The organism is Pseudomonas sp. FP2294, assembly GCF_030687625.1.
In the GTDB taxonomy this organism is placed as follows: domain Bacteria; phylum Pseudomonadota; class Gammaproteobacteria; order Pseudomonadales; family Pseudomonadaceae; genus Aquipseudomonas; species Aquipseudomonas shahriarae.
Map to the genome: position 1 here is coordinate 5,467,974 of NZ_CP117441.1, position 15,287 is coordinate 5,483,260.

The 15,287-nt window shown below is 62.7% G+C and carries 13 protein-coding genes; 7 read left to right on the forward strand and 6 right to left on the reverse strand.

Annotated elements, in window-relative coordinates; genetic code table 11:
- Positions 1 to 476: 476 nt before the first annotated feature.
- Positions 477 to 941 (forward strand): transcriptional regulator, encoded by a 465-nt coding sequence (locus tag PSH73_RS24705; protein WP_169989447.1) that lies wholly within the window; start codon positions 477 to 479, stop codon positions 939 to 941.
- Positions 920 to 1,519 carry a mobile mystery protein B gene (locus PSH73_RS24710; protein ID WP_162947776.1) on the forward strand — a complete coding sequence of 200 codons (600 nt, stop codon included), beginning with the start codon at positions 920 to 922 and terminating at the stop codon, positions 1,517 to 1,519. Before PSH73_RS24705 ends, PSH73_RS24710 begins: the two co-directional genes overlap by 22 nt.
- Positions 1,520 to 1,570: 51 nt before the next feature.
- On the opposite strand, the gene PSH73_RS24715 is transcribed toward PSH73_RS24710, so the two are convergent.
- The 6 genes from PSH73_RS24715 to pilG form a co-directional block, all read right to left on the reverse strand.
- Positions 1,571 to 2,026 (reverse strand): chemotaxis protein CheW, encoded by a 456-nt coding sequence (locus PSH73_RS24715; RefSeq protein WP_057440365.1) that lies wholly within the window; start codon positions 2,024 to 2,026, stop codon positions 1,571 to 1,573.
- The gene (locus PSH73_RS24720; protein ID WP_271043682.1) at positions 2,019 to 7,874 is read right to left on the reverse strand and encodes an Hpt domain-containing protein; all 5,856 of its coding nucleotides are present in this window, start codon (positions 7,872 to 7,874) and stop codon (positions 2,019 to 2,021) included. The genes PSH73_RS24715 and PSH73_RS24720 overlap by 8 nt, the downstream gene beginning before the upstream one ends.
- A gap of 110 nt (positions 7,875 to 7,984) precedes the next feature.
- The gene (locus PSH73_RS24725; protein WP_057960880.1) at positions 7,985 to 10,036 is read right to left on the reverse strand and encodes a methyl-accepting chemotaxis protein; all 2,052 of its coding nucleotides are present in this window, start codon (positions 10,034 to 10,036) and stop codon (positions 7,985 to 7,987) included.
- Positions 10,033 to 10,569, reverse strand: a complete 537-nt coding sequence (locus PSH73_RS24730; protein ID WP_057960881.1) for a chemotaxis protein CheW — start codon at positions 10,567 to 10,569, stop codon at positions 10,033 to 10,035. The genes PSH73_RS24725 and PSH73_RS24730 overlap by 4 nt, the downstream gene beginning before the upstream one ends.
- Before the next feature lie 12 nt (positions 10,570 to 10,581).
- Positions 10,582 to 10,947: a twitching motility response regulator PilH gene (pilH, locus tag PSH73_RS24735; protein WP_057440367.1), complete on the reverse strand. Its 366-nt coding sequence runs from the start codon at positions 10,945 to 10,947 to the stop codon at positions 10,582 to 10,584.
- A 44-nt stretch (positions 10,948 to 10,991) separates the two neighbouring features.
- Positions 10,992 to 11,399 carry a twitching motility response regulator PilG gene (pilG, locus tag PSH73_RS24740; RefSeq protein ID WP_032858786.1) on the reverse strand — a complete coding sequence of 136 codons (408 nt, stop codon included), beginning with the start codon at positions 11,397 to 11,399 and terminating at the stop codon, positions 10,992 to 10,994.
- A gap of 238 nt (positions 11,400 to 11,637) precedes the next feature.
- On the opposite strand from pilG, the gene gshB reads away from it, so the two are divergent.
- The 5 genes from gshB to pyrR all read left to right on the forward strand — a co-directional run bounded on the left by gshB (position 11,638) and on the right by pyrR (position 15,264).
- Positions 11,638 to 12,591 carry a glutathione synthase gene (gene gshB / locus PSH73_RS24745; RefSeq protein ID WP_029300457.1) on the forward strand — a complete coding sequence of 318 codons (954 nt, stop codon included), beginning with the start codon at positions 11,638 to 11,640 and terminating at the stop codon, positions 12,589 to 12,591.
- A gap of 77 nt (positions 12,592 to 12,668) precedes the next feature.
- On the forward strand, positions 12,669 to 13,568 hold the full coding sequence (locus tag PSH73_RS24750; protein ID WP_115129202.1) for an energy transducer TonB: 900 nt from the start codon (positions 12,669 to 12,671) through the stop codon (positions 13,566 to 13,568).
- 100 nt (positions 13,569 to 13,668) lie between these two features.
- On the forward strand, positions 13,669 to 14,238 hold the full coding sequence (locus tag PSH73_RS24755; RefSeq protein WP_057960883.1) for a YqgE/AlgH family protein: 570 nt from the start codon (positions 13,669 to 13,671) through the stop codon (positions 14,236 to 14,238).
- The gene (gene ruvX / locus PSH73_RS24760; protein WP_005792259.1) at positions 14,238 to 14,675 is read left to right on the forward strand and encodes a Holliday junction resolvase RuvX; all 438 of its coding nucleotides are present in this window, start codon (positions 14,238 to 14,240) and stop codon (positions 14,673 to 14,675) included. The genes PSH73_RS24755 and ruvX overlap by 1 nt, the downstream gene beginning before the upstream one ends.
- Before the next feature lie 82 nt (positions 14,676 to 14,757).
- The gene (gene pyrR, locus PSH73_RS24765) at positions 14,758 to 15,264 is read left to right on the forward strand and encodes a bifunctional pyr operon transcriptional regulator/uracil phosphoribosyltransferase PyrR (RefSeq protein ID WP_057444186.1); all 507 of its coding nucleotides are present in this window, start codon (positions 14,758 to 14,760) and stop codon (positions 15,262 to 15,264) included.
- Positions 15,265 to 15,287 lie beyond the last annotated feature (23 nt).

Genomic DNA, 15,287 nt, shown 5'->3' on the forward strand with positions numbered 1-15,287 from the left:
CAGACCCGAAGGTCTCCCACGCACAGCCGCCATAACAAACACAGCAGGCATAAAAAACGCCCGTTGAATGGCTATGGGCGTTGGTGCGCCGATATGTAACCGGACTTGCACGTCCGTGTCACCGTTTTTTGCGATGACCGACCAAGCCTAGGCGCGAAGGCGGCGAGCGACAAGTTCATGGGCGGCGCGTAAACGTGCGGGAAAAATCTGAAGGCATCATGCCGCACGATCATTCCTACAGGTTTTGGGGGTTGTTGCTCGGACATCGCCTCACTAGCCTTTTGTATCCGAACCCTTTTGTCCACACTAAAAATGAATGCCTATAGACATACAAAGCATTCAATATTGACTGCCTATAAACATACATATAGCCTGAAAATGTATGCCTATAGGCATTCGATAAATTAAGATCAACGATGCAAACACATCCGCAATTTCGCGGTGTGAACATCTGATAGGCAAATACGGGTGCCCCCATGACCTCCTCCTCACTCAACGAACTGCGCCTTGCCCAAGTAGAAAGGGCCCTGGAGCCGTTTGAAACACTAAGCGGTAAATCCACCCCGCCTGGAGGATGGCTGCGCTCGATCAGAGAATCATTGGGCCGATCGCTGAGGTCCCAGGCAGCCCTGCTTGGCGTTGCCTTTGCGACGTTGCAGCAGTCGGAGCAGGCCGAAGCCGATGATCGCATCACACTCGCCCAGTTGCGTAAGTTGGCGGCAGGTCTGGACTGTGAGCTTGTTTACGCTCTGGTGCCAAGAAAACCGCTGCGCGAGATGGTGCAGGCGCGCGCCGAGGTACTGGCCAGGCAAGAAGTGATGGGTGTCGCTCATACGATGGGCCTCGAAAACCAGCGCCCGTCAGATACGTTCGTCGAGCGTCAGGTGGCCGCTCGCCGTATGGAATTGCTCCGCGGCTCATGGGCTCGATTGTGGCGATAGTACTTGAGCTGAAACCCGGCCAAACACCCCTGGATCCCGACGAAGTAGCAGGGCTCAAGCCTAGGCACATCACCACCCAAGGCGAGCTGGATGAATGGGAAGCTGCAAACATCCTCAAGGCAATGCGTTGGCTGGGGCGACAAAACAAGCTTGATGTCTTGAATGAACATTTCTGCCGTCAACTCCACGTCAGAATGTTCAGTGATACATGGAAATGGGCTGGGACATTCAGGCACTCCGACAAAAATATCGGCTGCGACTGGACGAAGATTTCAGTCAACCTACGTCACCTTCTAGACAACACAACGTATTGGCTGGAACACGATGTATTCCCGTGCGAAGAGGTTGCTGTCCGCTTCCATCACCAACTGGTTTCACTGCACCCATTCCCCAATGGCAACGGTCGCCACGCGCGCTTGATGGCTGACTGCCTGCTCAGACAACAAGGGCTCGCACTTTTCTCCTGGGGAAGCGCTAACCTGATCGCCGCCAATGAAGTCCGTATGCGCTACATCCAGGCACTGCGCGCAGCCGATCTGAACGATTACGGCCTGCTTCAAGCTTTCGTGCGCAGCTAGCTGTGGGAGGTCTCCACACATTGGGTCTTCAGAGGTGCTGAGAACGGGGGTTCAGGCCAGGCCAGCTTCGACCAGCAGCGCTTCCAGCCCCATCAGGTCCGGTACTTTCGCCACATGCTCGCCGACCTGTACCGCCGCCAGTTCCAGCGGCGACAGGGGGACGTCCACATAACTCAGTTGGCTGTCGAGCTTGTACGAGCGGGGAATGCCCTGGATCACCAGCGCAATAAACTTCAATGTCGGGCGCCCGCCCAGGGCGTTGAGCACGACGATTCGTGCGCGTTCGCTGACGACGCTGGTGCCACCGCAGGCCGCTTCAAAGCTGATCAGGGGCAGTTGCTGGTCGCGCCAGGTCACTGGCCGCAAGTACCACGGCGGGGCGTCGCTGGCCGGTTCGCCGCGCTGGAAGTCGATCAGCTCGGCCACCGCCACGTTGGGCAGCAACAGGTGGCGGTCGGCCAGGGGCAGCAGCAAGCCGGTGAGTTGACTGGTGCGGTGGTCAAGCATGTTTCGGGCTCCAGTAGGCGATGCTTTCGAGCAACACCGACTCTTGATAGGGCTTGCCAAGGTAGTCGTTGACGCCAATCGCCATGGCCCGGTCGCGGTGTTTCTGGCCGGTGCGCGAGGTGATCATAATGATCGGCAGGCGCGCGAGCCGCGGGTCGTTGCGCACCTGGATCGCCACTTCAAAACCATCCATGCGCGGCATTTCGATGTCCAGCAACATCAGGTCGGGGGTGTGTTCTTCAAGCAAGGCGATGGCGTCGATGCCGTCCTTGGCGGTCAGTACGTTCATGCCGTTGCGTTCCAGCAGGCGGCTGGTGACTTTGCGTACGGTCACCGAATCGTCCACCACCAGCACCAGCAACCGCTGTTTTTTCTGCGGCTCGTTGACCGCCAATGCGGTGTCCGCCGCCTGGGCCGGCAAGGCCGGGGCCAGGGCGCGGATATGCGCCAGCAGGTCGATGATCAACACCACCCGGCCATCGCCGAGGATGGTCGCCCCCGACAGCCCCTGCACCGCCGCAAACTGCGGGCCGAGGCCCTTGACCACGATTTCCCGGGTACCGGCCATGTCGTCCACCTGCACCGCAATGTACCGCTCGTTGCACTGCATCAGCAGCACCGGCAGCGGCTGGCTTTGCCCCAGCAGCTTGGGCCGGGCCACGGTGTGCAGCAACTCGCCCAGGTAATACAACTCGTAGTGCTGGCCGGCGTATTCATACACCGGCGGGTCCAGTTGGTAATGCCCTTCCAGCTCATTGGGCAGCACGCGCACCAGGCCCTGGATGGTGTTCAGCGGAATCGCGTACTGATCCTCAAAACACTGCACCATCAATGCCCGGTTGACCGACACGGTAAACGGCAGGCGAATGCGAAAGTGCACGCCCTGCCCCGGTGTGGAGTCGATCACCATGCTGCCGCCCAGTTGGCGCACTTCTTCATGCACCACGTCCATGCCCACGCCGCGCCCGGAAATCTGGGTGATTTTTTCGGCGGTGGAAAAGCCCGGCTGCAAGATGAACTGCAACACGTCGCGGTCGCTGATCTCCATCTCCGGGTCCAGCAGGCCGCGCTTGATCGCCTTGCGCCGCACCGCATCCAGAGGCACGCCCGCACCGTCGTCACGCATGTCGAAGATGATGTCGCCGCCTTCGTGGCTCAGGTCCAGGGTGATCCGGCCCTTCTCCGGCTTGCCCGCCAACAACCGCGCATCCCGCGATTCCAGGCCATGGTCGACGGCGTTGCGCAGCATATGCTCCAGGGGCGCGGCCATGCGTTCCAGCACGTTGCGGTCCATCTCGCCCTCGGCATTGCCGACCACGAATTCCACGTCCTTGCCCAGCTCGCCGGCCACTTGCCGCACGATACGCTTGAGGCGCGGCAGCATGCGCTCGAACGGCACCATGCGCGTGCGCATCAGGCCCTCTTGCAACTCGGTGTTGATCCGCGCCTGTTGCTGCAACAGGTTTTGCGCGTCCTGGTTACGCTGGTCGAGGGTCTCCTTGAGGTCCAGCAGGTCCGAGGCTGACTCAGACAACGCACGGGACAACTGTTGCAACTGGGAATGACGATCCATTTCCAGCGGGTCGAATTCTTCATAGCCCAGGCGCTCGGTTTCGGCGTGCTGACGGCTGAGGATGCGCCCCTGGGTCTCGGTATCGAGGCGGCGCAGTTGGTCGCGCATACGCTCGATGGTGGTTTCCACCTCGCTGAGGGCGGCGCGGGCATCGTTGACCTGCTGCTCGATACGCCCACGGAAAATCGAGGTTTCACCGGCCAGGTTGACCAGGTCATCCAGCAGCTCGGCAGAGATTTTCACCATGTCCGCGCCCGGTTCGCTGGCTACCGGCGCTTCCGGTTTGCTGGCGACCATGGCGACCGGTACCGCCTGGTCTTCGCTGGGCTGGACCAGGCTTTTGATGCGTTCGATCAGGCGTTCCACCGAGCCGACCGGCAACCCCGCCGCCACCGCCTCGACCATCTGCGCCAGACGGTCATGGCAGCCTTGCAGCAGCGCGAACAGCTCGCTGGTGGGCGCCAGCAAGCCCGCCGACAGGCCTTCGTAGAGAAACTCCAGCTCATGGGCCAGGTCACCGATCGGGCCGATTTCGACCATGCGCGCGCCGCCCTTGAGGGTGTGCAGGTCGCGCAGCAGGGTCTCGACTTCCTGACGGCCCTGGGGCTCGGCCTGCCAGCGCAACAGCGCGGCGCCGGAGCTGTCGAGGATGTCGGCCGCTTCTTCAAGAAAGATATCCAGCAGCTCGGGATCACTGCCGGCCCCCTGCGCCTCGGGTGCAGTGGGCGCCGCGACCGGCGCAGCGTTCTGGCGCACCTCGCGCAAGCGGCTGATCAGGGCGTTGGAGTCGCTCAGGGGTTGCTGCTCTTGCAACTGCTCCAACTGCAAGGCCAGGTGTTCGTGGCTGTCCATCAACACTTGCGCTATTTCACCGGAGTAGCTGTAGCGCCGGTCCACCAGGCCTTCGTAAAGGCTTTCCAGTTCCTGGGCCAGATCGCCCACCGGCCCGATTTCGGCCATGCGCGCGCCGCCGCGCAGGGTATGCAGGTCCCGTTGCAGGGACGACAGCGGCGCCACGCCGTCGGGCTCCAGCAACCAGCGTTTGAGGGACTGCCCGGCGCTGTCGAGGATATCCACCGCTTCCTCAAGGAAAATCTCGACGATTTCATCGTCCACCGCCCAGTCCTGTTGCAACTGCGTGGTGGCCGCCCCCAGTTCGGCAATGCTCAAAGCGCGGCTGCCGTCGGTTTTGATCAGGCCGGTGGCGCTGGGGTCCAGCCCTTCATCGAGCAACTCGCGCAAGGCTTTCATGCGCGCCGGCGCCGGGCTGACTTCCTGGCCGGCGGCCAGTTGGTCGAGCATATTGATCAGGGCTTCATGGGCCTGCTCGGCCTCCTGGAAAAACCGCTCGCTGACCGCCAGGCTGCTCTCTTCCACTGCGCCATAGAGGTCGAGCAAGGCTTCGCACAGCTCATCCATCGGGTGCAGGTCGGCCAGGTGCGCGCCCTCACCCAGGGTGGTCAGCTCGTCCAGCAATGCGCTGAGTTCCTGGCGCTCGCCAGGGTGTTGCTGCCAGCGCCGCAGCAGGCTTTCGGCGTCGAGCAGGATGTCCATGCCCTGGGCCAGGAAGTTGCTGATCAAGTGTGGGTCGCGCTTGACCCGCAGGCCGGCGCTCGGCGCATTGAGCACCGCTTCGAGATGGCTGTCGAGGTGCGCCTGGGTGCGCTTGATCAAGTCGGCCGCGCCGTTGATGGGCACCAGAGGATCGCTGTCCAACTGGCGCAGGCCGCGCTGGAACAAGGCTTCGCCCTCCAGCAGCAGTTCGATTTCATCCAGGTCCAACGGCAAGCGATGGGCCTTGTATTCACGGGTCAGGTGGTCCAACGGCCGCGCCAGTTCGGCGATGGGCAGCACCCCCGCCATGTAGGCGCTGCCCTTGAGGGTATGCAGGGCGCGTTGCAACTCATCGCTGACGGGCAGCGGCATCTGTTCGGTGGCCTGGTGCAAAAACTGGTTGAGGCTGTCCAGGTGGCTCTGCGCTTCGTTGCGGAAAATTTCCAGCAGCAGCGGGTCGAGTGCGCTGTCGTCCGGCTCCATGGCTTCGGGTAACGGCGCGCCACTGGCCAGGGCATGGGCGCGCGCGGCAAGCAGGTCGACATCATCGCGCTGGCGCTGGGCGTCGGCGGCGAACTCGGCGATCAGCGCCGGCAAGAGCACCAGCACATCATCCAGTACGGCCTGGACCTCGGCACCCGGCGCGACCACCCGCTCGAGCACGCGGTTCAGCAGGTTTTCCACGGCCCACGCCAGCTCCGCCAGCACCAGGGCTCGCACCATGCGCCCACTACCCTTGAGGGTATGGAAGGCACGGCGCATGTCGCTCAGGGCGGTCTTGTCTTCGAGGCTGGCAGCGCCTTGGGGTATCAAGCGCTGCAGTACTTCCAGCACTTCGGCGGTTTCTTCCAGGAACACTTCGCGCAGTTCATCATCCACCGACTCTTCGTCGGCCGGTGGCGGCAACAGGCTGCCCGGGCGTTGCAGTGCCGGCGGGTTGAGGCGCGGCGTCGGGCTGGCGAGCGCCTGTGCCAGTGTCTGGGTGTTATCCGTGGTTTCATCGCTCAACGCCGAGCGCTCCTGGCGCCAGGTCTGCTGGGCCTGCAGCGGCGCGTAACCCAGCGCCGCGAGGCCTTCGTAAGCGATGTCCAAGACGCGTTCGCCGGGCGCGTCCGGGTCCTGGAGCATGCGTTCGAGGTAGTGCTCCAGGCTGGTGAGCACGTCGGCAAGATGCTCGAGTTGTGCCGCAGAGGGCGCAGTGTCCTGGACCATCAACTGCTCATCCACGTAGTCATTAAAACCACGCATCAGGCTCGCCGCACGGGGCAGCGGAATCATTGCCAGGGCGCCACGCACCTGGGTCAGCAGCTCTGGCAGGGATTCCAGACGTTGTGTATCCCATTGCGCCTCAAGGCAGTCAATGATCAACTCCCGCGCCTGCTTGAGGCACTGGCACGATTCCTTGATCACCAACTGGTGGATCTGGGTCAGGTCGGTGGTGGGCAGGCGGCTGTCTTCACGGTTTTGCGGCTCGACAGTGCCGACCATCCCGGCCAGGGTCGCTTCGACATAAAGCAGGGCCCCGGCGACATCCATCAACACCGCGTCGTTGGGCTCGCGCTGCCCCTGGGCCAGGCCCTGGACCACCGCCAACTGGTCGATGATGACTTTGCGCGGCTGGCCAAAGCCAAGCACCGCCAGGGTATCGGCGATCTGGCGCAAGGGCGCCAACAGGCTGTCGAGGTCCGCGATGTGCTGGCGGTCGCTGCGCACAAACAGGTCCAGGCGTTCCTTGACCCGTACCAACTCCTCACACAACGCGCCGAGCACCGAGCCCATGGCATTGCGGTCAGGCCCGGCCAGGCGCGCGCGCTCGGCATCGACCACGGTGCTGTCGGGCAAGGCTTCATCCAGGCCGTAGCGTTCCTTGAGGCTTTGCATGCGCGGCGTCGGCCGGGTGACTTTGGCGATATAAAACAGCAGGCTCTTGAGCAACTGGTCCGGCGCCGGGCTGTTGATCCCTTCGATGCCCTGGGTTTGCAGGCGCTTGAGCACCTTGTCGCAGCTCTTGAGCAGGCTGCGCAATGCCGGGCTATTGGCGATCACGCCAGTGAGCATGCCTTCGGCCAGCGCCGAGGTGACTTGCCACAACGGCAGCAATGGCGCGCCGTGACACAGTGCTTCCAGTTGGGCGAAGACCCGTGCCATGTCTTCCAGGTTGCTCGGGCCGTGATCTTCACGCAGCAGCCCGGCCAGGCCCTGTTGCAGCATTTGCCGCCAGTGCTGCAGTTGCTCGGCAAAGTCGGCCGGTGCCCGCTGGGCCAGGGCGTCATCGGGCAGCGGGGCAATCACCAGCAGTTGCGGGCTGAACAGGCTGGTTTCCGAGAGCAGGCTTTTGCCATGCACGCTGCGCAGGTCGTTGAGCAGCGGCAACACCACCAGGGGCAGGTCGCGCCGGGCGCTGTGCACGCGGTCCAGGTACAACGGCAGTTGCCCGAGGGCCTGTTGCAGCAGGCGGATACCTTCTTCGCGCTGGCTGACGTGCCCGGCTTGCAGGGCCTGGGCCAGGTGCTCCATTTCTTCGGCAAGCAGTGCCGCGCCGTAGAACTCGACCATCTGCAGGGCGCCGTGGACCTGATGAATGCCCTCCAGGCACTGCGCGAGGGCTTGCTCGCTGGCGTCGTCGGCAAAGGCGTCCAGTGCCGCACGGGCCTGCTTCAGGGTATCGGCGATCTCGCCCTTGACCCATTCGAGGGCGACGTAGTCGTGCCGGTCAACCATAACGACTCCGGAGTGAGTTAACACCGCAATACAAATGTGTGAGCTGACCCACCGCTATCGCAGGCAAGCCAGCTCTCACAGGGGTTTTGTGCAGGTGTTGAGAGGGCATGTCATTCATCGGTCTTGCGCACGGGCGGCAAGGTGAAGCCCGATACCGAGCGGCGCAACTGGCTGGCCATTTTGGCCAGGTTGCCAATGCTTTCGGCGGTGGCCGTGGAGCCCGATGAGGTCTGGCTGGTGATTTGCTGGATCACGTTCATGGTCAGGGAGATCTGCCCCGCCGACGAGGTTTGCTGCTGCGCCGCGTTGGAGATGCTCTGGATCAGCGCGGCCAGGGTCTTGGACACCCCTTCGATTTCTTCCAGGGCCACCCCGGCGTCCTGGGCCAGCCGCGCGCCACGTACCACTTCGGTGGTGGTCTGCTCCATGGAAATCACGGCTTCATTGGTGTCGGTCTGGATCGCCCGCACCAGGTTCTCGATCTGCCGGGTGGCGGCCGACGAGCGCTCGGCCAGGCGCTGCACCTCATCGGCTACCACCGCAAAGCCGCGCCCGGCGTCACCGGCCATGCTCGCCTGGATCGCGGCGTTGAGGGCAAGGATGTTGGTCTGGTCGGCGATATCGTCGATCAGGCTGACAATATCGCCAATTTCCTGGGACGACTCCCCCAGGCGCTTGATGCGTTTGGCGGTGTCCTGGATCTGTTCACGGATGTTGTCCATGCCGTGGATGGTGTTGTGCACCACCTCGTTGCCCTTGTTGGCAATCTCCACCGAACGTTCGGCCACGGCCGAGGACTCGGCGGCGTTGGCCGATACCTGGTCGATGGATTGGGCCATCTGGTTGATCGCCGTGGAAGCTTCGGCGATCTGCTGGGCCTGGTGCTCCGAGGCCTGGGCCAGGTGCATGGCGGTGGCCTGGGTTTCCTGCACCGCACCGGCCACTTCACCGGCGGTGAGGTTGATGGTCGCCACCAGGTCGCGCAACTGGTCCACCGAGTAGTTGATGGAATCGGCGATGGTGCCGGTAAAGTCTTCGGTCACCGAGGCGGTCACGGTGAGGTCGCCGTCGGCCAGGTCTTCGATTTCGTCCAGCAGGCGCATGATCGCGTTCTGATTGCGTTCGTTTTTCTCGGCGGTTTCGCGCAACTGACGATTGGTCTCGCGCACCATCACCAGGCCGATCAGGATAATCGAGGCCAGCGCCAGCAAGCCCAGGGCATAGCCGCCGATGGTGTCGAGGGTGCGCCCGCCGGCCAGGTTTTCAAAGCCGGTGGCCAGTTGCGAGGCTTCATCGAGCAGGGTCTGCGAGAGGCTGAAGATGTTGCTCGCCGAGGCGCGCACCTGGAACAGTTGTGGCGAGGTTTCGAGGATTTCATCCACGGAGCCGGAGACAAACTCGAACAGCTCGGCAATTTCCGCCAGGCGCGCCCGGGCGTCCGAGTCTTGCACCTCGCTGATCTTCAGGCCGGCACTGCCCTGGAGCATACCGGCCAGGACCTGGCCAAAACGGTTGGCGTCGCGGCCAAAGGCGTCGGCGGCCTTGACCGCCGTGTCATCTCCCGCCAGCACCGTGTTGACCGCTCCCAGGATGCGCTCGGCCAATAGCGACTGGCGCTGGGCCACCGCCACCTGGCTGGCGGGCGCGCCGCGTTGCAGCAGGATCTCGACGACCTTTTCCGACTCGATCTGTAATTGCGGCACGGTTTCGGCCAGGGTCGCCGCCACTTGATGCAGGGACAGCACCGTCTGCTCGCTGGCCAGGATCACGTCGGTGTTCTTCAGCAAGGCTTCCCAGTCATGCTGCACGGCGCGCATTTCGCTGCGCACGGCAGCGGGTGCAGCGGGCAGGCCGGTGGCCGGGTCGCCTTTTTTCAGGTAACCCCAGCGCTGGGCAAAATCATTGCGCGCCTCACTCAGCAGCTTGAACGCGGCGGCCTTGCCGGCGGCGGCCTCCGTGGCGTTCTTGGCAATGCGCTGGGACAGCACCCGCAGCTCGCCGGCGTGGCCGATGTACTGCTTGTCGTAGGTGGACTGGGTGTTGAGGTACGCGAAGTTCGCGAACAGCAGCATGATGAAGATGATCAGCGCGATAAACAGCACGATGATCTGCGAACGGCTACGGGAGGCTTCCTGCGGTTTGACGGGGGTGGCGGTGCTCATGCGGCAACATCCAGAAAGCCCGGGGCCTGGGCCAGGGCGAAGGGGCTGAAGACCTGCCACAGCGGGTCGCCGCTGAACTGGCCTTGGATAAACGCGGCGCTGGCGGCGGGCACGCTGGCCGATGCCGGAAGCAGCAGGTCCTGGGCAAAGTGTTGCAGGCCGACCACTTCATCCACCAGCAGGCCGACAAAGGTGTCTTCGTGCTCGATCACCAGCACCCGGCGCTGCTTGCGCGCCGCCGACAGCTCATAGCCGAAAAACCCACACAGGTTGATCACCGGCAGCAAGCGCCCGCGCAGGTTGGCCACGCCCCTGACCCAGGGCTTGACCCCCGGCATCAAGGTGCAGCGCGGTTCATGCAGCACCTCGGCGACTTCGCCCATGGGCGCCACATACCAATGCCCGCCCAGGCGAAAGCCGATGCCGCTCCAGCTGTGCGACCGGGTTTCCTGGGACGGCAAATCAGCGGCCAGCAGGCGGCAGCGGCGGTCGATGTCCAGCAGCAGCTCAAAGGCGGTTTGCGACTCGGTCATGGGAACGTGCCGTCAGGGTTTGAGCACCGAGTTCAGGACTTCAATCAGCTTGTCTTCTTCCACCGGCTTGGTCAGGTATGCCTTGGCCCCTTGGCGCGCGCCCCAGATCTTGTCGGTTTCCTGGTCCTTGGTGGTGACGATGATGATCGGGATACCGCTGGTTTCCGGCTCCTTGGACAATTGGCGCGTGGCCTGGAAGCCATTGAGGCCGGGCATGACGATATCCATCAAGACGGCGTCGGGCTTCTCCTGGCGGGCCAGGGCAACGCCATCGGCACCGTTTTCGGCCTTGAGGACCTGGTGACCGTGCTTTTCCAGCATGCCGGTCAGTTTGTACATTTCAGTCGGCGAATCGTCGACGATCAGAACGCGTGCCATGGTTTTCCCCACTACATTGGTTGACGCAAGCCCCGGGGGCTAGGTCAATGTGCTTGTTCTACTGCAGCGAAACCCGGCACATAGGCCTTGATCGCACTCAGCAGTTCTTCCTTGCTGAAAGGCTTGGTCAAAAATTGATCGACGCCGACGATGCGCCCCTTGGCTTTGTCGAACAGGCCGTCCCTGGACGAGAGCATGATCACCGGAATGGCCTTGAACGCCGGGTTGTTCTTGACCAGGGCGCAGGTCTGATAGCCATCCAGGCGCGGCATCATGATGTCGACAAAGATAATGTGCGGGTGATGGTCAACGATCCTGGCCAGGGCATCAAAACCGTCGATGGCCGTGATGACTTCGCACCCCACGTTCTTCAACAGCGTTTCAGCGGTGCGGCGAATCGTTTTCGAATCGTCGATCACCATCACTTTCAAGGCGTTGGAATGCTGTTCCATATCTGCTCTACCATCGCCACAGCGAATCGGTTTTCGGTGTGTACTGCCGGGTGCGGCCTGGGACCAGCGCCAAAACCCTTGCCGTGCAAGGGCCGACACGCCATGGCAGCCTTTTTAGCACAGACTGGGAAGGCAATCTATCGGCCGACCGGCAAGGTGGTTTTTCCTTGACCCACAACAGCCGCAGCGCCACTCTGACGCCACTTTTATGCGCCCTTATTTGTTAGAGGAATTCCCCATGAGCGTTCGCGTCGGCATTGTCATGGACCCTATCGCCAGCATCTCCTATAAAAAGGATAGCTCGCTGGCCATGCTGCTCGCCGCCCAGGCCCGCGGCTGGACCCTGTTCTATATGGAGCAGCGCGACCTTTACCAGGGCGACGGCGAGGCGCGGGCGCGGATGCGCCCCTTGCAGGTGTTCGCCAATCCAGAGAAGTGGTTTGAGCTGCAAGACGAGATCGACAGCCCCCTGAGCGACCTGGACGTGATCCTGATGCGCAAGGATCCGCCGTTCGACATGGAGTTCGTCTACTCCACCTACCTGCTGGAGCAGGCCGAGCGCGCCGGCGTGCTGATCGTCAACAAGCCGCAGAGCCTGCGCGACTGCAACGAAAAGCTGTTCGCCACCTTGTTCCCGCAGTGCACGCCACCGACCGTGGTCAGCCGCCGCGCCGATGTATTGCGTGAATTTGCCGCCAAGCATGGCGATGTGATCCTCAAGCCGCTGGACGGCATGGGCGGCACCTCGATCTTCCGTCACCGCGCGGGCGACCCGAACCTGTCGGTGATCCTTGAGACCCTGACCGCCCTCGGCACCCAGCAGATCATGGGCCAGGCCTACCTGCCAGCGATCAAGGACGGCGACAAGCGCATCCTGATGATCGACGGCGAGCCGGTGGATTACTGCCTGGCACGCATCCCGGCGGCCGGCGAGACCCGTGGCAACCTCGCGGCCGGTGGTCGTGGCGAAGCCCGCCCGCTAAGCGACAAGGACCGCTGGATCGCCGCCCAGGTTGGCCCAACCCTGCGGGAAAAGGGCCTGCTGTTTGTAGGCCTTGACGTAATTGGCGAGCACCTGACCGAAATCAACGTGACCAGTCCCACCTGTATCCGCGAAATAGACAACGCGTTCGGCACCAATATCGGCGAAATGCTCATGGCAGCAATTGCCGACAAGCTACAAGCCAAGTGACATAGAACAGCCAGATGTAAACCAACATTGCGCTATCATGCGCCACCCGTGAGACGCGCGATGTTGGTTTTCCTGTTATGACGCTTCCGTCCGACCTGCCCCCCCAATTCACCCATAGCGGCGTACGCCCGGCTGATCGGCTCGGATTTACCCTGTTCCTGGCAGCGCTGATTCATTTGGCGTTGATCCTTGGCCTGGGCTTCACCTTCGTCGAACCCCAGCAGATCAGCAAAACCCTGGAAATCACCCTCGCCACCTTCAAAAGTGAAAAAAAGCCCGAAAAGGCTGACTTCCTGGCCCAGGACAATCAGCAGGGCAGCGGCACCCTGGATAAAAAGGCGGTGCCCAAGACCACCGAAGTGGCGCCCTTCCAGGACAACAAGATCAATAAGGTCACCCCGCCTCCAGCGGCCAAGCCTGAGGTCAAGCAGGCCGCGCCCAAGGCCGCCGTCGCCACCGTTGCGCCAAAACCCCAGAAGGCCGTGACCCAGCGCGAAGCCGTGAAGACCGAGCCTACGCCAAGCAAACCCGCCCCCACATTTGACAGCTCGCAGCTTTCCAGCGAAATCTCCAGCCTGGAAGCCGAACTGGCCAACGAACAACAGCTGTACGCCAAGCGCCCGCGCATCTACCGGCTCAATGCCGCCTCCACCATGCGCGACAAAGGCGCCTGGTATAAGGACGAATGGCGCAAGAAGGTCGAGCGCATCGGCAACTTGAACTACCCGGACGAGGCCCGTCGCCAGCAGATCTACGGCAACTTGCGCCTGCTGGTGTCGATCAACCGCGACGGCTCCCTGTATGAAGTGCTGGTGCTGGAGTCCTCCGGCCAGCCATTGCTGGACCAGGCGGCGCAACGCATCGTGCGCCTGGCCGCACCGTTCGCCCCGTTTACCGGTGACCTGAACGATATCGACCGCCTGGAAATCATCCGCACCTGGCGTTTTGCCAAAGGCGACCGGCTTTCCAGCAACTGACCACTGCAAGCTCGCGCCTACACGGGAAACAAATCCGCTAACCGTATTCCTACACATCCCCAGCTTGTCAGTTCGCCCCTCCAACGCCACACTAGCGGACATGAAAAATGTCAGCCCGACTTACCTCAAGCACCAATTCCTGATCGCCATGCCCCATATGGCCGACCCGAACTTTGCGCACACCTTGACCTATATCGTCGAGCACACGGCCAATGGCGCCATGGGGCTGGTGGTCAACCGCCCGCAAAGCCTGAACCTGGCGGATATCCTTGAGCAACTGCGCCCGGAGATCGACCCGCCCGCCAGTTGCCAGGCAGTGCCGATCTATTTCGGCGGCCCGGTGCAGACGGACCGGGGTTTCGTGCTGCATCCCAGCGGCCCGACGTTCCAGGCCACTGTCGACCTGGAGGGCGTGTCGCTGTCCACCTCCCAGGACGTGCTGTTTGCCATCGCCGATGGCGTCGGCCCGCAGCAGAGCCTGATTACCCTGGGCTACGCGGGCTGGGAAGCCGGGCAACTGGAAGAAGAACTGGCCAACAATGCCTGGCTGACCTGCCCGTTCGATGCCGACATTCTGTTCAATACCGCCAGCGAACTGCGCCTGAATGCCGCGGCCAAGCAGTTGGGGGTCAACCTCAACCTGCTGACCAGCCAGGCGGGGCACGCCTGATGGCCTTGCGACTGATCCTCGGGTTTGACTACGGCACCAAGCAGATCGGCGTGGCCGTGGGCCAGGTCATCACCGGCCAGGCCCGCGAGCTGTGTACCTTGAAGGCGCAAAACGGCATTCCGGACTGGAATCAGGTCGAAGCCCTGATCAAGGAATGGAAGCCCGACGCGGTGGTGGTCGGCCTGCCGCTGAACATGGACGGCACCCCCAGCGACATGTGCCTGCGTGCCGAAAAGTTCGCCCGTCGCCTCAATGGCCGCTACAACCTGCCCTTCTATACCCACGATGAGCGCCTGACGACCTTCGAGGCCAAGGGTGAGCGCCGCGACCGTGGCGGGCAGAAAGGCAGCTACCGCGACAACCCGGTCGACGCCATTGCCGCCGCCTTGCTGTTGCAGGGCTGGCTGGATGAAAACACTGCTTTATTTGAATCCTGACTGACGCGGCTTGCCGCGTCTTCTTACGTTTGAGCCCGGACTTTGTCAGCGTCACGCTGGCCGAGCCCTTGAAGGAGCCACCATGAGCCTGCCCAATCCCGCCGAACTGATCAGCCAGATGGCGATTCGCCTCAAGGCCCATCTGCAACACCGCGCCATCAGCGAGCCGCGCTTCATCGGCATCCGCACCGGCGGTGTGTGGGTCGCCCAGGCGTTGCTGCAAGAGCTGGGCAGTGACTCGCCCCTGGGCACCCTGGACGTGTCCTTCTACCGCGATGACTTCAGCCAGAACGGCCTGCACCCACAAGTGCGCCCGTCAGCCCTGCCGTTCGAGATCGAAGGCCAGCACCTAGTGCTGATTGATGACGTGCTGATGAGCGGCCGCACCATCCGGGCCGCCATGAACGAGCTGTTCGACTACGGCCGCCCGGCCAGCATCACCCTGGTCTGCCTGCTAGACCTCGAGGCTGGCGAACTGCCGATCAGCCCGGATGTGGTGGGCGCGACCCTGTCGCTTTCAGCCCAGCAGCGGGTAAAATTGTCCGGTCCCACGCCGCTCGAACTCGAACTGCAAGACCTCGCCCTTTAAACCGCCTTGTAAAGAGTCCCCGC